Raw genomic sequence first — 20335 nt, 5'->3', positions numbered from 1 at the left:
AAAGCAAAGGAGTCAGCAAAAAAGGCGACCGTTTTTACGCGGGCGCCTTTCTGGTTTGATTGAATGCTTACAGCAAATCGTACTGCTTGAGTTTCTTGCGCAGCGTGCCCCGGTTCAGTCCGAGCAGTTCGCTGGCCTTGGTCTGGTTGCCCTTGACGTAGTTCATTACGCACTCGAGCAGGGGAGCCTCGACTTCGGAGAGCACCAGGTTGTACACATCCGTGACGGCAGCGCCCTCAAGGTGGGCGAAATAATTGTGCAGCGCCTTCTCGACACTCCCGCGAAGGGTCTGGCCTTCTTCGCTAGGCGTATTGAGGTGCTGTTTCAAATTCACGTTGTCGCTCACGGGTGTTGTTCCACTCACTAAAGTCTCGGTCATCATCGTCATGCGGCCACCCCTTCTCCGTCCCCTGTCAGGCTCTTGTAACGTTCGGCGAAGAAGCCCTGAACGTTGGCGCATTGTGCTTCCGTATCTTCCAAACGATTGAAGTGGGCGCGAAACTCCCTGGCGCCCGGCAAGGTTGCGAGATACCAGCCCACATGCTTGCGAGCAATGCGCACACCCATGACGTCTCCATAGAAAACGTGCAGCGCGGCCAAATGCTCTAGCAGTATGCGTTCCACCTCGATCAGTTCCAGCGCCGGAAGTTTTTCACCGGTGCGCAGGTAATGATCGATCTCGCGAAAAATCCATGGCCGCCCCTGGGCAGCCCGCCCTACCAGCAGGCCATCGGCACCGGTGGCGTCGAGCACATACCGGGCCTTTTCCGGCGAATCGATATCGCCGTTGGCGAACACCGGGATCGACACCGCCTGCTTGATCGCGGCAATGGTGTCGTACTCGGCTTCACCGGTGTACAGGTCGGCACGGGTGCGGCCATGCACCGCCAGCGCCGTGATTCCTGCCTGCTCGGCGATCTTCGCCACCGTCAGGCCGTTCTTGTTGTCCCGGTCCCAGCCGGTCCGGATCTTCAGGGTGACCGGCACATCGACTGCGGCCACGACGGCCCGCAGGATCTCGGTTACCAATGCTTCATCCTTCAACAGTGCGGAGCCGGCGGCCTTGTTGCAGACCTTCTTGGCCGGGCAGCCCATGTTGATGTCAATAATCTGTGCGCCCAGTTCGACGTTGGCCCGTGCCGCATCTGCCAGCATCTGCGCATCGCCACCGGCGATCTGTACCGAGCGGGGCTCGGGATCACCTTCGTGGATCATGCGCATGCGGGACTTGCGGGTGTTCCACAAGCTCATGTCGCTGGTGACCATTTCTGAAACTACCAGCCCGGCGCCCAGTCGCTTGCACAGCTGACGAAAGGGTTGGTCTGTGACGCCCGCCATGGGGGCGAGAATCAAGCCGTTGTGCAATGTATATGGACCGATGCGTACCGCCGACATAGGACTTCCCTGTTGTGGGGCCGGATCATGAGAGTTCGAAAAAGGGTTGGCATGATACCCGCTCTCGATGACTGGATAAAGGCTGAATTGAACAAAATCTGAACAGTTATTCTGTTATCGCCAGCGGTTTGGTCCAGGCACGCTCAGTCAGAAATCCGTCGTCAATCGCGGATCAGTGAAGCGTTTCACTCGGGCGAATGAAAACTCAGGCTGTAGTTCACCGCTTTGGAGCCTGGATCGAGAATATCCAGCGCGATGTGGATGGGCGTCTGCGGCGGCATTTCCGCCATGCCTTCGAGATCGCCATTGAGGTATTCGCCGGGTTTGAACTGACGCCTGGCGATCAGGTGACCGTTGAGGTCGGCAAAACGCAGCTCCAGCAGGGGGAATGGCTGGGAGAACGGCGCGCGATTGTAGATGATCGCATCGACCACCAGGGCACCGCTGAATTCCGGGTGGCTGCGCACGACCAGGTTGCTGCTCTTGATTTTCGCGATGTCGACCTTGGACGGCACGGTGCAACCGATTTGTGGGCACAGCTGCTGGAACCAGGGACGGTACTGGTCCTGACGCGCGAGTTCTTCGAAATGATACGCAACGTACTGGCCGCCCAGCGCAAGCGCGGCGAGCGCCACCAATAGCATCCAGATGAAACGGCGGCCCCAGGGCGAACGACGTTTTTGCCAGTCCAGTTGCAGCGGGTCGTCGGTCAGGTCCTGCAGCACCTCGGCGCGCACTGCCGGTTCGCTGCGCTTTTTACGCAACGGCTCGATCGAAGGCAGGTCGTCATCCAGGTCATCCACCGCGGACAGGGACAGGCGTTCCGGCGCGGGTGGCGGCTCCAGCACCAGTTCCTGGCGCACCAGGGGAGGGCGCGGCTCATCGTCGAGCTCGACCAGCTCCAGGGTCAGCGAGGGTTCGGTACGGGCTGGCTTGAGTGGAGTAAACGGCACCACCGCGGCCGCTTCCTCGACCTGGCTGGCCTGTGCCCGCTCGGCCGCCGATTCGCTGTACAGGCTATCGGCCCAGGGGGCTTGCTCATGATCGGCGCTGTCGCGTCGCGCACTCAGTGAATCTTCGCGGTGCCGGCCGAATTCGGTGGTCGGCTGGATCTCCCGCTGCTCCAGGCGCGCGAGTTCTTCGTCGAGGTCCATGCTGTCCAGGTCCAGCTCGGCGGCCGTCCACTGCTTCAGGCTGATGGCCCGTTGCTCTGGCGGCTCGACGATGACTGGGGATGTGGAGGCAACAGGCTCCTTGCCGGCGTGTTGCTCCAGCAGCTGCTTGGCGGCATTAAAAACCTGCAGGCATGACCCGCAACGAACCACTCCGCGGGCCACGCTCAACTGGGCATGGCTGACGCGGAAGCTCTTTTGGCAATGCGGACACTGGGTGACGAAGCTGTCGGTCATGCGGCGATCCGATGAATGCAGGCGCCCATTCTAGCGCCGACGGCCAGTGATGCGCACCCAGCCATCGCGATTGGCGATCGGGTCCAGGTCGAAGTCCTGGGCGTAGGCCCTGGCGACGTCTTCGCCCTGCTCGGCGAGGATGCCCGACAGCGCCAGGCGGCCACCCGGCTTGACCAGGCTGGACAGTTGCGGCGCCAGGGAAACCAGCGGCCCGGCGAGGATATTGGCGACCAATACGTCGGCCTTCACCTGCGGCAGATCTTCTGGCAAATACAACGGGAACAACGCTTCGGCAATGTTGTTGCGCCCCGCATTGTCCCGGGAAGCTTCCAGCGCCTGCACGTCGATGTCAGTGCCTACGGCTTCCCTGGCGCCCAGCAACAGGGCGGCGATCGCCAGGATGCCCGAGCCGCAACCGAAGTCGAGCACGTTGCAATCCTTCAGGTCCTGACCATCGAGCCACTCCAGGCACAGTGCGGTGGTCGGGTGTGTGCCGGTGCCAAACGCCAGGCCCGGATCCAGCAACAGGTTCACCGCGTCAGGCTCGGGTGCGGCGTGCCAGCTCGGGACAATCCACAGGCGCTGGCCAAAACGCATCGGCTGGAAACCGTCCATCCAGCTGCGCTCCCAGTCCTGGTCTTCGATGACTTCGCTGTGATGCTCGGGCAATGGGCTGCCGGTCAGCAATTCAAGATGCGCCAGCACGCTGGCCGCTTCAGTGCCGCCTTCGAACAGGGCCAGCAGGTGCGTGTGCGACCACAGTGGCGTGGTGTTGAGTTCCGGTTCGAAAATCGGCTGATCTTCAGCGTCCATGAAGGTCACCGACACGGCGCCCACTTCAAGGAAAGCGTCTTCGTAGGTTTCGGCTTGTTCTGGGCTGATGGCGAGACGGACTTGCAGCCAAGGCATGGCGGGCACCTTTGAAAAATATTGATTGCAGCCTAGCGGGCTGCGAGAAGCGCGCAAGTTTACGCGAGCGCGGGGCCGATGACGACCATCTGAAAAAATCAAAAGATCGTCCTAACGCGGCCCGAGCCTTCGGCAGCTCTTACAGAGGAATGTGAACTCCCGTAGGAGCTGCCGAAGGCTGCGATCTTTTGATCAAAAACAACAAAGCCGCCCGAAGGCGGCTTGGTTGATTACCAGCTAAAGCTTAGTGCTTATCGCCAGCCAGCTTGTGTTCCAGGTAGTGGATGTTGATTCCACCTTTGCAGAAGCCTTCGTCGCGGACCAGGTCGCGGTGCAGCGGGATGTTGGTCTTGATCCCGTCGACCACGATTTCGTCCAGCGCATTGCGCATGCGCGCCAGGGCTTCGTCACGGGTTGCGCCGTAGGTGATCAGCTTGCCGATCAACGAATCGTAGTTCGGCGGAACGGCATAACCACTGTACAGGTGCGAATCGACGCGAACGCCGTTGCCGCCTGGAGCGTGGAAGTGCTTGACCGTGCCTGGGCTTGGCATGAAGGTTTTCGGGTCTTCGGCGTTGATCCGGCATTCAAGTGCGTGACCGCGGATGACGACGTCTTCCTGGGTGTACGACAGCTTGTTGCCAGCGGCGATGCTGAGCATCTCCTTGACGATGTCGATGCCAGTGACCATTTCGGTAACCGGGTGCTCGACCTGAACGCGGGTGTTCATTTCGATGAAATAGAACGCGCCGTTCTCGTACAGGAACTCGAAGGTGCCCGCGCCACGGTAGTTGATGTCGATGCAGGCTTTAACGCAGCGTGCGAGGACTTCCTGGCGAGCTTTCTCGTCGATGCCCGGTGCCGGTGCTTCTTCGAGAACCTTCTGGTGACGACGTTGCAACGAGCAGTCGCGGTCGCCCAGATGGATGGCGTGGCCCTGGCCATCGGAAAGCACCTGAACTTCCACGTGACGTGGGTTGGTCAGGAATTTTTCCAGATAGACCATCGGGTTGCCGAACGCCGCGCCAGCTTCGGAACGGGTCAGTTTCGCCGAGGAGATCAGGTCTTCCTCTTTATGCACAACGCGCATGCCGCGACCACCACCGCCGCCAGCGGCCTTGATGATCACCGGGTAACCGACTTCGCGACCGATGCGCAGGGCGGTTTCTTCGTCTTCCGGCAGCGGGCCGTCAGAACCCGGAACTGTTGGAACGCCAGCAGCGATCATCGCGTGCTTGGCCGATACCTTGTCGCCCATCAGGCGAATGGTGTCGGCTTTCGGACCGATGAAGGCGAAGCCGGAGTTCTCGACCTGTTCAGCAAAATCAGCGTTTTCCGCGAGGAAACCGTAGCCTGGGTGAATGGCGGTAGCGCCGGTCACTTCAGCTGCGGCGATGATTGCCGGAATGTGCAGGTAAGAATGGGCGGCCGACGCCGGACCGATGCAGACGGATTCGTCTGCCAGGCCCAGGTGCATCAGCTCCTTGTCGGCCTTGGAGTAAACGGCGACAGTCTTGATGCCCATTTCCTTACAGGCACGCAGGATCCGCAGGGCAATCTCACCGCGGTTGGCGATCAGAACTTTTTCCAACTTCGCAGTCATCAAAGTTTCTCCGCGGTTCAAACGATGGTGAACAGCGGTTGGTCGTACTCAACCGGCTGGCCGTCTTCGACGAGGATGGATTCGATCACACCGCTGGTTTCAGCTTCGATGTGGTTCATCATCTTCATCGCTTCAACGATGCACAGGGTGTCGCCTTTCTTCACGGTCTGGCCGACTTCAACGAAGGACGGCGAGCTTGGCGAAGATTTGCGATAGAAAGTACCCACCATCGGCGAGCGGGCAACGGTGCCGTTCAGCACAGGCGCGGCTGCAGCGGCAGGAGCGGCGGCAACCGGGGCGGCAGCGGCAGGCGCTGGAGCCGGAGCGTGCATTGGAGCCGGTGCGTAGTACTGTTGAGCTGGAGTCTTGCTGTGGCGGCTGATACGTACGGACTCTTCGCCTTCCTTGATCTCGAGCTCGTCGATGCCGGACTCTTCCAGCAATTCGATCAGTTTCTTAACTTTACGGATATCCATGAATCATCAACTCCCAAGGGTCGGTCAGGGGCGCTTAACGCTTGTAGTTCAAGTCGTTGCCTGTGTTTCAAGCTGCTCTAGTGCGGCCTCCAGGGCCAGTCGATAACCGCTGGCGCCAAGGCCGCAGATCACTCCCACCGCTACGTCGGAGAAGTAAGAGTGATGGCGGAATGGTTCGCGTTTGTGCACGTTAGACAAATGCACTTCGATGAATGGGATGCTCACCGCCAGCAGCGCGTCACGTAAAGCGACACTTGTGTGCGTAAAAGCTGCTGGATTGATCAGGATGAAATCCACACCTTCGCTGCGGGCAGCGTGGATGCGGTCGATCAATTCATACTCGGCATTGCTCTGCAGGTGCAGCAAATGGTGGCCGGCTTCACGGGCACGGCGTTCCAGGTCCTGGTTGATCTGGGCCAGCGTCGTGGCGCCATAGGTGCCCGGTTCGCGGGTGCCGAGCAAGTTCAGGTTGGGTCCGTGCAGAACCAGAAAGGTTGCCATCTGCTGTTCCTTGTTATCCGAGTGCATTTGTCAGAACCCGGCGACTATGCCGCAAAGACTTTGTGACTGTCCAGTTCTATGCAATAGCCAGCACGATGGCCGATGTTTGCGCGAAATATATGACCGCCCGATTGAATCCGGTCATTTGGGCCCGGCCGGCATGATGGGGTTGGCAGGTGTGTCGCCGTCGCGAGCAAGCCCGCTCCCACTGGGGCCTGTGCCGCGCATGTATCCAGTGTGGGAGCGGGCTTGCTCGCGAAGGCGCTCGATCAGACGCGAAACGCCTGTACCGCCGTGTGCAACCGTCCGCCCAGCACCAGCAAGTGTTCCCCTTGCTCACGGCCTTCACCAATTCGCAGCAAGTTATCCCCACCCAGCTGGTGAATCCGCTCGCTGTGATCGCGAATCTCACTGACCGCACCACTTTGCTGCGCAGTCGCATCGGCAATGCGCACTGCAGTGTCGGAAATGGTCTGGATCGCATCGACGATTTTATCCAGTGCGCCGTCCGCCGCCTGGGCCTGGTTGGCGGTGGACTGCGCGTGACCGACCTGGGCGCGCATGCCTTCGACCGATTGGCGTGCCGCCGTTTGCAGCCCGGCAATCAAGGTCTGGATCTGCGCCGTGGCACCGGCAGTGCGTTGTGCCAGCGAGCGAACTTCCTCTGCAACCACGGCAAACCCGCGACCCATTTCCCCGGCACGAGCCGCCTCGATGGCGGCGTTCAGGGCCAGCAGGTTGGTCTGGTCGGCGATCGAGCGGATGACCGTCAGTACCCCGCCGATCGTGGCCGACTCTTCGGCCAGATGTTCAATCATCTGCGCATTGCCTTGCACTTCGCCGACCAGGGCATGCAGGCCGGCAAGGCTCAGGCCGATGACTTTCTGCCCTTGCTCTACCGCCAGCCCCGCATGGCGACTGGCGTCGGCGGCTTGGCTGGCATCGCCGGCCACTTGCTGGATCGTAGCTTCCAGCTCTGCGAGAGAATCGCGGATCATCGCGGTGTCGCCAGCCTGATCCTCAGCGCCGCCGTGCAGGTCGTTGCTCAACTCGGCCAGGGTGCGACTGCTGCCGGCCACTTGCTCGGCGTTCAGGCGAATGGTTCCCACCAGGTCGACCAGGTAGGCTCGCAGGCGGTTGAGCGAAGCCTGAATGTCGTGCAATTCGCGGTTGGTCCTGCCCAGTTCGATGTCCCGGCTGAAATCGCCCTCGGCCCAGGTCGACAGGGCGGGTGCGAGGTTGGTCAGGGTGCGAGCCAGTCGCCGTTGCAGAGTGTCGATCAGCAGTGCGATCAGCAGTATCAGGCCGATCATCAACCCCTGCAGCAGTCGCACCTCACTCTGGATTTGCCCGTGTTGCGCGCGCACTGCGGGCTCCAGATCTGCGATGGACTGCTGCACGGCGGTCATTTTCTGATGAGTCGCAGCGCTGAGCTCGCTGCGTTTTTCGATCTGTTCGCGGGTGCGGGCAAGTTCTGCGGGGTAGCGGGCCAACAGGCTGTTGAGTTCCCGTTTGAGGGCAATGCCGGCGTCTTCGGCGACGGTCTTCTCAGTGCTTTCCAGACCCATCATGGCGGCAAAATCATCGGTATTGGACTCGCTGCTGCTCGTCACGCCCAGCAAGGGCAGGGCCTCCAGAATACTGGCCTGGGTGCGGATATTGCTGACTTCGCGCTCCACCTCCGCCGCCAGTTCGCTGCGACCGCTGCTGACCAGTTTGTCCCGGGCCAGCGACAGCTTGCCCACGTGCTGCGAGGCGTTGAGCAAGGGCTTGAGGTAGTCCGCGTTGGCACTGGCATATTGGCTGAGCTGGTCAAGGTTTGCGCCCAGCTCCCGTTCTGCCTGCAGCAGCAACGCCTGGGGGTCGCCTGCAAGCTTGCCGGCGGCGAGCAGTTCGGTTTTGCTGAACCCTTCAAGCTCCGCAAGGCTGGGGCGCACGGCGTCGGCCAGGGAGGGCGGCAGTTCATCGAGCTCGTGTTTAAGCTCATCGATCGCCTGGCCCGCACTGCTCAGGCGCAGGGCATCACCGCTGACGAGGTAATCCTGCACGTTGCCCACCACCTGCCGTTGAAACTGCTGGGACAGGCTCAGGTAACGCTCCATCAGCAGATAGGGTCGTTCAAGGGCTTTTTGCGACCACCATAGGGTCGCGCCAAGCGCAGCGCACACGGCAATTAAAAGGACGGTGTTGAGATTGGTCAGCAGCTTGAGGCGCATCGCGGGACTACCAACGGCAGAATGGTAAGCGCCCGAAGTTATTGCGTTTCTATTACAGGGTTATGACTGGTTCGGTGGATTCAGATGAAATAGTGGCCTTTTGCTTTGATTCCCGCGAGGACTGCACGCGGTTGCGCCCGGCATGCTTGGCGCGGTACAGCGCCTCGTCAGCCTGGCTCGCCATCATCAAGCTGTCGGAGTTTTCACCGAGGTCCACCACCCCGGCGCTGAACGTGCACCAAAGGTCCTGGGGCTGCGCCGGATAGTGAATTTCGGCGAAGCGCTGGCGGATTTCATCGAGCACTTTGTGGGCCGACTCCAGATCGGTATCGGGCATCACAATGGCGAACTCTTCGCCACCGTAGCGGCCGATGAAGTCAGTCTTGCGCAGGCGCTGCTTGAGGAACAGCGCCAGGCTCTTGATCACCCGGTCGCCCATCGGATGGCCATGACTGTCATTGACCCGCTTGAAGTGGTCGATATCGAGCATGGCAAAGCTCAGTGGCTTGTTCTCGCGGCGCGCGCGAAAGCTGCAGTCTTCCAGCAACTGCAGGATATGGGTGTGGTTGTACAGGCCGGTGAGGCTGTCGCGCACCATCCGCGCCTTCAGGTTGCGCGCCCGTGCCGCGCGGTTGCGCACGGTGGTGATCAGGTGCCGCGGTTTGATCGGTTTGGTCAGGAAATCGTCGCCCCCTTCACTCATGGCGTCGAGTTGCTTGTCCAGGTCATCCTCGGCCGAAAGGTAGATGATCGGCACGCTGACGTATCGGTCGTTGTGGCGGATGACCTTGGCCAGCTCGGTGCCGGTGCAGGCCGGCATGTACATGTCGAGGATGATCAGGTCGGGCTGGAAGTCCGCGAGTTCGGCCATGGCCTGTATAGGCTCGATCAAGGTGCGGGTGACAATGCCGGCGCTATTGAGCAGGCGCTCGGTGTGCATGGCCTGGGCCCGGGAATCGTCAATGATCAGCACTTTGAACGGTTCGTACTGTGCGACGCAGGTCAGCACTTCGATCTTTTCCAGCAGGCTTGACGCTTCGAGGGTACCGGTGAGGAACTCCTGGCCGCCGGCACGCACGGCGGCGAGGCGGGTCGGGGTGTCGGTTTCATTAAGACTGAAGAACAGCAGCGGCAGTTGTTGTTCCAGGCCTTCCTGGGCTTCGGCGGCGAGTTTGAGGCCGATGCCGGGCCCGCTGAAATCCACATCCATGACAATCGCCGCCGGCAGGCGCTCGACCATCGAGGAGCGAAACGCCGCCACGCTGTCCAGGGACTGGGCGCTAAGACCGAAAAATTCCAGCTGTTTGGCCAGGCGCTCCGCGCGGTCGTGATCCTGCAGCATCACGTAGATCGGTTTGCGCAAGGGCGGCAGGAACGTCTGATCGAGCTGATCGCCCTGGCGCAGGCCGGTGCGCGACAGCCGCTGCATCAGGCGGTTGAGGTCAGTGATCAGGCCGCTGCTGAGGCGACCGCGATTGGTCTCGACTGCGTCAAGTGCCTGGCCGATGTGGCGGGCCAGTTGCATGTGTTCCGGCTGCTCGAAGCGCTCGGCGAACCGCAACAGGCGCAGGTTGGCTTCGCTCAGTTCCGCCAGGTCGGTGGCAGACCACTCGCTGCGCTGCAGGCGCTGCCATGTCTCAAGAATCTGACGTGCCTGATGAATTACCCGCTGGGCAAAGTGGTGCTTGAGGCGCTCACGGCTGGGGTCTTCTGGCTCGGTCATATCCTGACTACTAGTTAGGGTGCATGCTGAGATCGACTGGTGGCTCTATGCTAGCATCTCTTCCGAGGGTGGATCAGTGTCGCATGTCAATAATCTGCATAGCGAGCTCATTCAGTTTATGACTGGCGAGTCGCGGTGCTGCGTGCGGGATGCGTACGCCGCACCAACACAAGGCGTGGTGTTCATTTATAGTGGCGGTATCGACCGTGCGATTGATGCTTGCGGCATGCGCGTATTAATGCGCGGCAAACGAGGCACGATGGCGTAGGGTTGTGGTCGAACCGATGAACTCAAGTGATTGAAAGGATATCGCCATGCTGGACTGGAAGAACCGCGCGGGCAGCGCGCCTGAACGTGCCGCTGAACCAAAATCAGCCACCCGCAGCTATATAGGTGGACTGTTGTTCAGCCGGGCGCTGGTCACCTTGATCGGCCTGTACCTGTTGGTGGCTATCGCCCTGGGCTGGTATTGGAGCCAGGAGCCGGCACTGTTCCCGGTTCAGCAGAATGCCCAGGTCGCTGCCGAGAAAGAAGGCAAGCAGATGGTCATCGGCTACACCACGGTTGAAACCCTCAAGACCGTGGCCGATACCTTGCTGAGCAAGCCGGGCGGCTATATTTCCAATGACCGTTTCCCGCCAGGCCTGTGGATGGACAACACGCCAAGCTGGGAATACGGGGTGCTGGTGCAGGTGCGCGACCTGACGCGAGCACTGCGTAAAGATTTTGCCCGCTCGCAATCGCAATCGGCGGAAGACTCGGACCTGGCCAAGGCCGAACCGCGCTTCAACTTCGACAACAAGAGCTGGGTGCTGCCGTCCAGTGAGTCCGAGTATCAGGAAGGCATCAATTCCCTGAGCCGCTACCAGGCTCGCCTGTCCGATCCTTCGCAGAAAAATGCGCTGTTCTACGCCCGTGCCGACAACCTCAACAACTGGTTGGGCGATGTGGGCACACGCCTGGGTTCGTTGTCGCAGCGACTGTCGGCCAGCGTTGGCCGGGTCAAGCTCAACACCGCCTTGAAAACCGAGGTCGTGGCCCCGGGCCAGGTACCACAGGTTGACGAGGAAATCGTCGAAACCCCGTGGATGCAGATCGACAACGTATTCTATGAAGCCCGGGGCCAGGCATGGGCCTTGTCCCACCTGCTGCGCGCCATTGAAGTCGACTTCGCTGACGTGCTGGCGAAGAAAAACGCCACCGTCAGCGTGCGCCAGATCATTCGTGAGCTGGAAGCTTCGCAGGAGCCGGTGTGGAGTCCGATGATCCTTAACGGCAGCGGCTTTGGCGTTCTGGCCAACCACTCGCTGGTCATGGCCAACTACATTTCCCGGGCGAACGCCGCAGTGATCGACTTGCGTCAATTGCTGAATCAGGGCTGAGTCATGGTCGACAGCGACAAAGAGGCCGCCCACCGCGCGGCCTCGGACGCCGAGCAGATTGCCTGGGTCGATGAGCAGGACAACCTGCTCGGCGCGCTGGTCCGTTCCGACCTGCGCGAGCGGGGCCTGATCGGGCGTGGCACCTACATCATGCTGTTCAATTCGGCGGGTGAGCTGTGCGTGCACCGCCGCACCCTGAGCAAGGCGATCTACCCCGGCTACTGGGACGTCGCCGCTGGCGGCATGGTGCTTGCCACCGAAACCTACGCCGAGTCGGCCGCACGGGAACTGGAAGAAGAGCTGGGCGTTGGCGGGGTGGAGTTGACCGCCCACGACCATTTCTACTTCGAGGACACCGGCAATCGCCTGTGGTGTTCGGCGTTCTCGGCAGTGTGGGACGGGCCGTTGATCCTGCAGCCGGAAGAGGTGGTTGAAGCGCGCTTTCTACCCATCGACCAGGTAATGCTGGAAATCCGGCAGAAGCCTTACTGCCCGGACTCGCTAGCGGCTTTGAAGCGCTATCTTCGCGCCTGCGGGAAAGACGTCGCAAAAGAGCTATAAATTGGCGCCGATTGGCTCTTAGCAATCGGCGTTTTTGCCGTTACACTGCGCGACCTTTTCAAACTGAACCGACATCAGTACGGCGTAGGAGCTGCCGCAGGCTGCGATCTTTTGATTTGCCATTGAATCAAGATCAAAAGATCGCAGCCTCGTTGCACTCGTCAGCTCCTACACCGGCTTTTCCGTTTCAGTAGCGCTGCCCCTGCCTGAGTGGGGCTTCGCGGTCGATAGCCATGCGCTGCGGCCAGTCTTTGTCCTCCCAAGAGGATTGCCGGTGGCCAAAAAAGCCGCATCCTTCGCCGCCCTAGGTGGCCTGGTATTTTCCACCGACGCAGGTCGTCATTGCCCCGAGTGCAGTAAACCGGTGGACGCCTGCATCTGCAAACAGACCGTGATCCCGGCCGGTGACGGCATTGCTCGCGTACGTCGCGAAAGCAAGGGACGTGGCGGCAAGACGGTGACCACCATCACCGGTGTGCCCCTGGCTGAAGATGCGCTCAAGGACCTGGCGACCACGTTGAAAAAACGTTGCGGGACCGGGGGTGCGTTGAAAGACGGCATCATTGAAATCCAGGGCGATCATGTCGAACTACTCTTGGCGGAATTGATCAAGCTCGGTTTCAAGGCAAAGAAGTCCGGCGGCTAGCAGCCTCTGTGAAAACCACCCTCGACTTGATCCAGTCCTCACAGCAGGTCTGGCGTCGTCCACATGGTTTTCACAGAGCCTGTTCTGACCGGTTTCTAAACTCACTGCGGTCGGCGAGGTCTACCCCCTCGTTGACGAACCGTCATTTTCATTCTTTAGACTGCGCCGGCCTGAACCCAGGCGACGCTCTATGACTTCTTTATAGGGGACTTCAATGTCCGTACGACGCACACGCAAAGACGATGGCAGCCAATGGACAGTTGCGGACAGCCGCAGTGTTTACGGGATCCGCCATTGGGGGGCCGGGTATTTCGCCATCAATGACGCCGGTCGCGTCGAGGTTCGTCCGAACGGCCCCGCCAGTTCGCCTATCGACCTGTTCGAGCAAGTGGACCAGCTGCGCAAGAGCGGCTTGTCCCTGCCATTGCTGGTTCGTTTTCCCGACATCCTGCAAGACCGCGTGCGTCAGCTGACCGGTGCATTCGATTCGAACATCGAACGCCTGGAATACCAGAGCAAGTACACCGCGCTTTACCCGATCAAGGTCAACCAGCAGGAAGCGGTGATCGAAAACATCATCGCCACCCAGGATGTTTCCATTGGCCTTGAAGCCGGTTCCAAACCCGAGCTGCTGGCCGTGCTGGCCCTGGCGCCCAAAGGCGGCACCATCGTCTGTAATGGCTACAAGGACCGCGAGTTCATCCGCCTGGCCTTGATGGGGCAGAAACTCGGGCACAACGTGTTCATCGTGATCGAGAAAGAATCCGAAGTTGAGCTGGTGATCGAAGAAGCCGCCTCGCTGAAGGTCAAGCCTCAGGTCGGCCTGCGCGTGCGCCTGTCGTCCCTGGCGTCGTCCAAGTGGGCGGATACCGGCGGCGAGAAATCCAAATTCGGCCTGTCGGCGGCGCAGCTGCTGTCGGTGGTCGAGCGTTTCCGCGCGGCGGGCCTGGATCAGGGCATTCGCCTGTTGCACTTCCACATGGGTTCGCAGATCGCCAACCTGGCGGACTACCAGCACGGCTTCAAGGAAGCGATCCGCTACTACGGCGAACTGCGCAACCTCGGCCTGCCGGTGGATCATATCGACGTCGGTGGCGGCCTGGGCGTCGACTACGACGGTACCCACTCGCGTAACGCCAGTTCGATCAACTACGACATGGATGACTACGCCGGCGTCGTGGTCGGGATGCTCAAGGAATTCTGCGACGCGCAGAGCCTGCCGCACCCGAACATCTTCTCCGAAAGCGGTCGCTCGCTGACGGCGCACCACGCCATGCTGGTGGTGCAGGTCACCGACGTCGAGAAACACAACGACGACGTGCCGCAGATCGAGAACAAGGAGGCCCTGCCGGAAACCGTGCAGTGGCTGGTAGACCTGCTGGGCCCGACCGACATCGAGATGGTCACCGAAACCTACTGGCGCGCCACTCACTACATGAGCGACGTGGCTACCCAGTACGCCGATGGCAAGCTGACCCTGGCGGAAAAAGCCCTGGCCGAGCAATGCTACTTCGCGGTGTGCCGTCGCCTGCACAACTCGTTGAAGGCGCGTCAGCGTTCGCACCGCCAGGTGCTCGACGAACTCAACGACAAACTGGCCGACAAGTACATCTGCAACTTCTCGGTATTCCAGAGCCTGCCGGACACCTGGGCCATCGGCCAGGTCCTGCCGATCCTGCCGCTGCACCGTCTCGACGAGGAGCCGCTGCGCCGTGCCGTGCTGCAAGACCTGACCTGCGACTCCGACGGCAAGATCAAGCAGTACGTCGACGAGCAGAGCATCGAGACCAGCCTGCCGGTACACGGTCTGAACGAAGGTGAAGACTACCTGCTGGGTATCTTCCTGGTGGGCGCCTACCAGGAAATTCTCGGCGACATGCACAACCTGTTCGGTGACACCGACTCGGTGAACATCTACCAGAACGCGGATGGCAGTGTGTATCACGCCGGTATCGAAACCCACGACACCATCGAAGACATGCTGCGCTACGTGCACTTGTCGCCGGAAGAGCTGATGACCCACTACCGCGACAAATGCGCCAGCGCGCGCATCACTGCCGCCGAACGCACCCAGTTCCTCGACGCCTTGCGTCTGGGCCTGACCCGTTCGTCTTACCTGTCGTCCTGACGGGTTGGCGCCAAGGCTTGATTCGCGTGGGGCCGGTTGGCCTGGCGCGGGCGAGCCTGGCAGTGGAGTGAAACCACGGGGACCGATTACGAGCGCCCGTGGTCCCATCTTCAGGAAGGCCTGGCGCTAGGTTTCAGCGAGCGACAGGTGCTCGATGAGTGGTTGTGGCTGCGCTATCTGTGGCAGAACAACAAACCCTGAGGTGTGGCGTCGATGGCGATCAGGATTCGGCTATTTTGCAAACGGGCCATTGGCGCGCTGGTGCTGGCTGCGATCGCGGCCTGTTCACCGCTCAAGGCGCTTAATGCACTGACCCCTGAAGACAGCTTCGACAAGACCGAGGGCATTGCCTATGGCAGCGACCCGCGGCAAAAACTCGATGTGTACGTCCCGCGCCACCCCATGGAAAACGCCCCGGTGGTGGTGTTTTTCTACGGCGGCAGCTGGAACAGCGGATCGCGCAGCGATTACAGTTTTGTCGGTGAGGCCCTGGCATCCCGGGGAATCGTGGCGGTGCTGGCGGACTATCGCCTGTATCCGCAGGTGCGCTACCCGGCGTTTCTCGAGGATGGCGCCAAGGCCGTAGCCTGGACCCGCTCGCACATCCAGCAGTTTTCCGGCAATCCGCAGCGGCTGTACCTGATGGGGCATAGCTCCGGCGCGTACAACGTCGCGATGCTGGCACTGGACCCGCAATTACTGGGAGCTGCTGGCATGTCGCCCCATGACATCAGCGGCTGGATCGGCCTGGCCGGTCCCTATGACTTTCTGCCCATCGTTAACCCTGACGTGCGCCCGGTGTTCTTCTGGCCGAATTCGCCGGCCCTGTCACAACCGATCAACCATGTCAGTCGAGGCGCGCCACCGGCGTTGCTGATGGCGTCCAGCGATGATGAGCTGGTCGACCCTGGCCGCAACACCGGTGGCCTGGCGCGCAAGTTGCGCGAAGCCGGGGTGCCGGTGCGCGACCTGTATTTCTCCCGCACCGGTCATGCCACCCTGGTGGCAGCGTTGTCCCGGCCAATGCGCGGCCTGGCACCGGTGCTGGATGAGGTCGAAGGCTTCATCAAGGCCACGCCGGCTCAGTGAGCTTTGCCGGCAAACCAGCCGTCGTTGCGTTGCAGATACCAGGCAAACGCCCCAAGTGTCAGGCTGCGCAGCAACATGAAAAGCAGGAAGGTCAGCCATAGACCATGGTTGCCCAACCCTTGCAGCGCCCAGGCGAAGGGCAGCAGCAGGGCCACCGTCAACAACATGCCATTGCGCATTTCCCGGGCGCGCGTAGCGCCGATGAACAGGCCATCGAGCAGGTAGCTCCACACGGCAATCAATGGCAGCGCGGCCAGGTAGGGCAGGTAGATGAACGCAGTGTCGCGCACACTCTGGATATCGGTCTGCATCTCGATGAACAGATGCCCGCCAAACAGGAACAGCACGGCAAAACCCAGGCTCGCCAGCAGCGACCAGCCGCAGGCGACCACCAGGGAGCGGCGCAACGCCTGCCGGTCACGGGCGCCAATGGCATGGCCGCACAACGCTTCCACAGCGTGGGCCAGGCCATCCAGTGCATGAGCCGTCAGCAACAGGCCGTTGAGCAGCAGCGCATTGGCGGCGACAGTAGCGTCGCCCAGCCGCGCACCTTGCACGGTGATCAGGAAAAAAATCGACTGCAGCGCCAGGCTGCGAATGAAGATGTCGCGATTGACCGCCAGCAAGGGGCGCCAGCTCTGCCAGATGGCCAGCGCCGCCCAGGCGATGTGCCCGGGGTAGGCGCGCAGGGCCTTGCGGGTCATCAGCAGGCCGATGATTGCTCCGGTCCATTCAGCAATGACCGAGGCCCGGGCGGCCCCTGTCACCCCCCATTCCAGGCCCAGAACGAACCACAGGTTCAAGGCAATGTTGACCAGGTTGGTGCTCAGCAGTATCGCCAGGGGTGCCCGAGCGTTCTGCGTGCCGAGGAACCAGCCAACCAGTGCATAACTGGCCAGGGCTGCCGGCAGCCCGAATAGTCGGGTGTGAAAGAATTCGCGGGTCAGTTGGTCCAGCTCCGCCGAAGGCTGCATGAAGTGCAGCGCGACTCCGCTCAGGGGTACGCCTGCTGCGCCCAGGACAATCGCCAGCCCCAGGGCCAGCAACAAGCCCTGCAACAGGATCTGCCGCAACGCCGCGCCATCGCCTCGGCCGGCCGCCTGCGCGGCGAAACCGGTGGTGCCCATGCGCAGGAAGCCCATGCCCCACGCCAGGAAGGTGTAAAGGCTGGCGCCCACGGCCACGGCGCCGAGTTGATGGGCATGGGGCAGGTGGCCGATGACGGTGCTGTCGACCAGCGCCACCAGCGGTACCGAGATATTGGACAGAATCATGGGCGCGGCAAGCGCCCAGACCCGGCGATGGGTCAGGCGGTCGCGCCAGTCGTTGCTCAGGTTGGACATGCAGGCTCCTTGGGGGAGCCATTGTGTGTCAGTGGATGATCCAGCTCAACAGCCACAACCCGAGCAGCAGCCAGATGATCCCCATGATGATCGACGCATTCATGAACGCCCGAATGGCCGACCACAAGAGCATCAGGCCCAGGACCAGCGCGATGATGCTGATGATCGAAGTGTCCATCCCCAGCGCCCGGGACAGCCCCTCGACGAAGTTGGCGCCGGCATGGCTCAACAGATTGAACAGGCCGCTGAGGCCGTCGACGATAAAACGGATGACTGAGCCGAGTGCCTGCCCGAGCCATTCGAAAAAGCTTTCTACCTGCATGTGTAGTTCGTCCTGAGAGAATGATGAGCCCCGTAGGAGCTGCCGCAGGCTGCGATCGTTTGATCTTGATCTTTGGCGCTAATGACTATGCCAAAAGATCGCAGCCTGCGGCAGCTCCTGCACAGGGCATCGACTGTGGATTATGGGGCAAAGTTCGACACTCCATCGATACGCTTGCAGTCCTGGGCCAACCCCTTGAAGCTATACGTCTTCAGGAGAGCCCGATGAACCTTGTTGAACTGACCGAACGCCTGCACGCCATCCGCGATCGCAATGACTGGCGACAATTTCACAGCCCCAAAAACCTGGCCATGGCTGCCAGCGTGGAAATGTCCGAGCTGGTGGAGATCTTCCAGTGGCTGACCGAAGACCAGTCGCGCCAGCTGCCGGCCGAGAAACTCGCCCATGCCGGTCAGGAAGTTGGCGACATTGTGCTTTATCTGCTGCTGTTGTGCAGCGAGTTGGGGTTGGACATGAATGAAGTGGTACGCAGCAAGCTGGCGGACAGCGAACGGCGGTTCAGCTGATGAGTGACCGTCATTTCGATCAGCTGGCGACGCGCTTCGCCGAAAAAATCTACGGTGGGGCCAAGGGCGCCATTCGTCTGGCCGTGCTCCAGGCCGACCTGGCCGAAACCCTGCCGGACCGGCCGTTGCGCGTTCTGGATATCGGCGCGGGCCTGGGCCACATGTCGTTATGGCTGGCCCAGCGCGGGCATGACGTCACGCTCGCCGAACCTGCCGAACCGATGCTTGAAGGTGCTCGGCAGCGCTTCGCCGAGGCCGGGCAACACGCGACTTTTATCCAGGCACCCTGGCAGGATCTGCTCGGCCAGCTTACCGAACCCTACGACCTGGTGCTGTGTCACGCAGTGCTGGAATGGCTGGCCGAGCCCCACGCGATATTACCAGTCTTGCATCAACTGACCCGGCAGGACGGCTGGTTGTCCCTGGCGTTCTACAACCGCGATGCGCTGATCTACCGCAACCTGCTCAAAGGCCACTTTCGCAAGATGCGCAAAAACGACATGGCGGGGGAAAAACAGAGCCTGACGCCACAACAGCCCCTGGACCCGCGTGAACTTGCGGCGCAACTTGAGGGCCTGTGGCGGGTCGAAACCCAAAGCGGGGTACGGGTTTTCCACGACTACATGCCGGTGGAATTCCAGGCCCGCGCGGAACTGGTGGACCTGCTTGAAATGGAACTCGCGCACCGCCGTCACCCAAGCTTTGCCGGGCTTGGGCGCTACTTGCACTGGATCTGCCGGCCGATCTGATCGGAGCATGAAATGAAAAGTCGTTCGGGTTTACTGATCATCTGCCTGGGGTTGGCGGCCTGCCAGGGCAGCAACCCTTATGTCGCGACCTCCAGGCCGTTGCCGCCCGCGCCACCTCAAGCCGCCACTACCTTCGACCGCAGCGCCTATCCGGCACCTGCGCGCGACTACGGCCGGTATCGCAGTTGGGCCTGGTTGAACGGGCAATTGCCGCCGGGGACTGCCTGGGCGGATTCGGCGCAGGTGGTCGAAGCCGTCAGCAACGCCCTCGACCAGCGCGGCTTGCGACCCTTGCACGACAATCGCCCGGCCGACCTGTTCGTCAGCGCTGACCTGCGCCTGGAAACCCGCTTGCGTCAGGTGCGGGATGACTACTATGGCGGTGCCGGTTATTACGGCGGCGGTGGCGGTTATAACCGCTGCTGCGGCAGCGGCTATGGCATGTACAACACAGTGCCGATCGTGCGCACCTATCAGGAGCAGGTCGTGGTCGTGCGGGTCGACCTGTTCGATGCGCAAAGCGGCCAGCCGGTGTGGAGCGCCAGTGCCGAAACCAGCAACCAGGGCAAGCAGAGCGCCAGGGCCGATGCGATCAGGGAGGCTGTGGAAAAAGCCATGTCGGCGTATCCTCCCGGTTAACTAAAGTAGATAAGACGCATTACGCAGGTTCATGCCTCACTCGGAGAATCATCATGTTCCGCCGTCTCGCTTTACTGGTCGTGGTCGCGCTGCTCGGCGCCTGTGCCTCGGACCAGGTCAACCATGACTTTGATGCCAGTCGTGACTTCGCCGCTTACCGTAGCTGGAGCTGGAAAGAGCCGGCCCTGCAATACCGCCCCGATGACCCGCGAATCAAGAGCGATCTGACCGAGCAGCGCATCCGCCAGGCGGTAACCGAACAGCTCGACCAGCGCGGCCTGCGCCCGGCTGCCGCTGGCATCAAGGGTGACCTGAGCGTCCAGACCTACCTGATTGTCGAGCAGCGCCAGCAGCAGGTCACCACCAACTACGGCGGTGGTTGGGGCGGCCCATGGAATGGTTACTGGGGCGGGCCGATGTACAACGAAACCCGCAACATCACCTACAAGGTCGCGACGGTCCAGATCGACCTGCTCGATGGCAAGGACGGCAAGCTGGTTTGGCGCGGCAGCGACGAACAAATGCTCGCCCGCTCGCCGAACCCGGCTGATCGCAGCACCGCGATACGCGAGACGGTGGCGCGGATATTGGCAAATTACCCGCCTAGATAAAAACTTGAAGCAGCACCGCAATCAACCGTAGGCGCTGTCTAGTGCAACGAGGCTGCGATCTTTTGATCTTGCTTTTGAACATTACACAGCCAAAAGATCGCAGCCT

19 protein-coding genes and 2 pseudogenes are annotated in these 20335 nt (G+C 61.2%); 10 read left to right on the top strand and 11 right to left on the bottom strand.

Going from position 1 to position 20335, the window contains the following annotated elements; genetic code table 11:
- Positions 1–67 precede the first annotated feature (67 nt).
- From fis to AAEZ09_RS20250, 9 genes and pseudogenes are all read right to left on the bottom strand, one after another.
- Entirely contained in the window at positions 68–388 is a 321-nt protein-coding gene (fis, locus tag AAEZ09_RS20290) for a DNA-binding transcriptional regulator Fis (protein WP_007907419.1), read from the bottom strand.
- Positions 385–1395: a tRNA dihydrouridine synthase DusB gene (gene dusB / locus AAEZ09_RS20285; RefSeq protein ID WP_045060335.1), complete on the bottom strand. Its 1011-nt coding sequence runs from the start codon at positions 1393–1395 to the stop codon at positions 385–387. The genes fis and dusB overlap by 4 nt, the downstream gene beginning before the upstream one ends.
- Before the next feature lie 185 nt (positions 1396–1580).
- Positions 1581–2804, bottom strand: a complete 1224-nt coding sequence (locus AAEZ09_RS20280) for a DUF3426 domain-containing protein (RefSeq protein ID WP_205891976.1) — start codon at positions 2802–2804, stop codon at positions 1581–1583.
- A 30-nt stretch (positions 2805–2834) separates the two neighbouring features.
- Positions 2835–3713: a 50S ribosomal protein L11 methyltransferase gene (gene prmA / locus AAEZ09_RS20275; RefSeq protein ID WP_122841618.1), complete on the bottom strand. Its 879-nt coding sequence runs from the start codon at positions 3711–3713 to the stop codon at positions 2835–2837.
- Positions 3714–3957: 244 nt separating this feature from the next.
- Positions 3958–5316, bottom strand: a complete 1359-nt coding sequence (accC, locus tag AAEZ09_RS20270; protein WP_045060332.1) for an acetyl-CoA carboxylase biotin carboxylase subunit — start codon at positions 5314–5316, stop codon at positions 3958–3960.
- A 17-nt stretch (positions 5317–5333) separates the two neighbouring features.
- Positions 5334–5792 (bottom strand): acetyl-CoA carboxylase biotin carboxyl carrier protein, encoded by a 459-nt coding sequence (gene accB / locus AAEZ09_RS20265; RefSeq protein WP_045060331.1) that lies wholly within the window; start codon positions 5790–5792, stop codon positions 5334–5336.
- A 48-nt stretch (positions 5793–5840) separates the two neighbouring features.
- Positions 5841–6293 carry a type II 3-dehydroquinate dehydratase gene (gene aroQ, locus AAEZ09_RS20260; RefSeq protein ID WP_045060330.1) on the bottom strand — a complete coding sequence of 151 codons (453 nt, stop codon included), beginning with the start codon at positions 6291–6293 and terminating at the stop codon, positions 5841–5843.
- Positions 6294–6562: 269 nt separating this feature from the next.
- Positions 6563–7069: pseudogene (locus tag AAEZ09_RS29540) on the bottom strand (methyl-accepting chemotaxis protein); the annotation flags it as partial.
- A 1492-nt stretch (positions 7070–8561) separates the two neighbouring features.
- Positions 8562–10232 carry a response regulator gene (locus AAEZ09_RS20250; protein WP_045060328.1) on the bottom strand — a complete coding sequence of 557 codons (1671 nt, stop codon included), beginning with the start codon at positions 10230–10232 and terminating at the stop codon, positions 8562–8564.
- A 314-nt stretch (positions 10233–10546) separates the two neighbouring features.
- Between AAEZ09_RS20250 and AAEZ09_RS20245 the strand changes: the two genes are divergently transcribed.
- The 6 genes and pseudogenes from AAEZ09_RS20245 (at position 10547) to AAEZ09_RS20225 (ending at position 16038) form a co-directional block, all read left to right on the top strand.
- Positions 10547–11614, top strand: a complete 1068-nt coding sequence (locus AAEZ09_RS20245) for a DUF2333 family protein (RefSeq protein WP_045060327.1) — start codon at positions 10547–10549, stop codon at positions 11612–11614.
- A 3-nt stretch (positions 11615–11617) separates the two neighbouring features.
- Entirely contained in the window at positions 11618–12175 is a 558-nt protein-coding gene (locus AAEZ09_RS20240) for an NUDIX hydrolase (protein ID WP_350600551.1), read from the top strand.
- Positions 12176–12449: 274 nt separating this feature from the next.
- A complete protein-coding gene (locus tag AAEZ09_RS20235; RefSeq protein WP_045060325.1) occupies positions 12450–12821 on the top strand; it encodes a translation initiation factor Sui1 in 372 nt (123 codons plus the stop codon).
- 214 nt (positions 12822–13035) lie between these two features.
- Positions 13036–14949 (top strand): arginine decarboxylase, encoded by a 1914-nt coding sequence (gene speA / locus AAEZ09_RS20230; RefSeq protein WP_045060324.1) that lies wholly within the window; start codon positions 13036–13038, stop codon positions 14947–14949.
- Between the two features lie 54 nt (positions 14950–15003).
- A pseudogene (locus tag AAEZ09_RS29535) lies at positions 15004–15150 on the top strand (DUF4123 domain-containing protein); the annotation flags it as partial.
- A gap of 12 nt (positions 15151–15162) precedes the next feature.
- The gene (locus tag AAEZ09_RS20225; RefSeq protein ID WP_350600548.1) at positions 15163–16038 is read left to right on the top strand and encodes an alpha/beta hydrolase; all 876 of its coding nucleotides are present in this window, start codon (positions 15163–15165) and stop codon (positions 16036–16038) included.
- Here the strand turns inward: AAEZ09_RS20225 and AAEZ09_RS20220 are convergent.
- Both AAEZ09_RS20220 and AAEZ09_RS20215 read right to left on the bottom strand, forming a co-directional pair.
- Positions 16032–17381, bottom strand: a complete 1350-nt coding sequence (locus AAEZ09_RS20220; protein ID WP_350600547.1) for an MATE family efflux transporter — start codon at positions 17379–17381, stop codon at positions 16032–16034. The two genes, AAEZ09_RS20225 and AAEZ09_RS20220, sit on opposite strands and share 7 nt — an antisense overlap.
- A gap of 28 nt (positions 17382–17409) precedes the next feature.
- On the bottom strand, positions 17410–17703 hold the full coding sequence (locus tag AAEZ09_RS20215) for a hypothetical protein (RefSeq protein WP_045060321.1): 294 nt from the start codon (positions 17701–17703) through the stop codon (positions 17410–17412).
- A 224-nt stretch (positions 17704–17927) separates the two neighbouring features.
- On the opposite strand from AAEZ09_RS20215, the gene AAEZ09_RS20210 reads away from it, so the two are divergent.
- From AAEZ09_RS20210 to AAEZ09_RS20195, 4 genes are read left to right on the top strand one after another with little or no spacing between them, the layout of a single operon-like run.
- Positions 17928–18230, top strand: a complete 303-nt coding sequence (locus tag AAEZ09_RS20210) for a MazG-like family protein (RefSeq protein ID WP_045060320.1) — start codon at positions 17928–17930, stop codon at positions 18228–18230.
- Positions 18230–18979 carry a methyltransferase gene (locus tag AAEZ09_RS20205; RefSeq protein ID WP_045060319.1) on the top strand — a complete coding sequence of 250 codons (750 nt, stop codon included), beginning with the start codon at positions 18230–18232 and terminating at the stop codon, positions 18977–18979. The genes AAEZ09_RS20210 and AAEZ09_RS20205 overlap by 1 nt, the downstream gene beginning before the upstream one ends.
- 12 nt (positions 18980–18991) lie before the next feature.
- The gene (locus AAEZ09_RS20200; protein ID WP_350600545.1) at positions 18992–19618 is read left to right on the top strand and encodes a DUF4136 domain-containing protein; all 627 of its coding nucleotides are present in this window, start codon (positions 18992–18994) and stop codon (positions 19616–19618) included.
- Between the two features lie 53 nt (positions 19619–19671).
- Entirely contained in the window at positions 19672–20229 is a 558-nt protein-coding gene (locus AAEZ09_RS20195; RefSeq protein ID WP_350600544.1) for a DUF4136 domain-containing protein, read from the top strand.
- The last annotated feature ends 106 nt before the right edge of the window (positions 20230–20335 follow it).

It is taken from the genome of Pseudomonas sp. 65/3-MNA-CIBAN-0223, assembly GCF_040310425.1.
GTDB lineage: Bacteria > Pseudomonadota > Gammaproteobacteria > Pseudomonadales > Pseudomonadaceae > Aquipseudomonas > Aquipseudomonas gregormendelii.
This window is presented reverse-complemented; position numbering and strand designations above follow the sequence as displayed.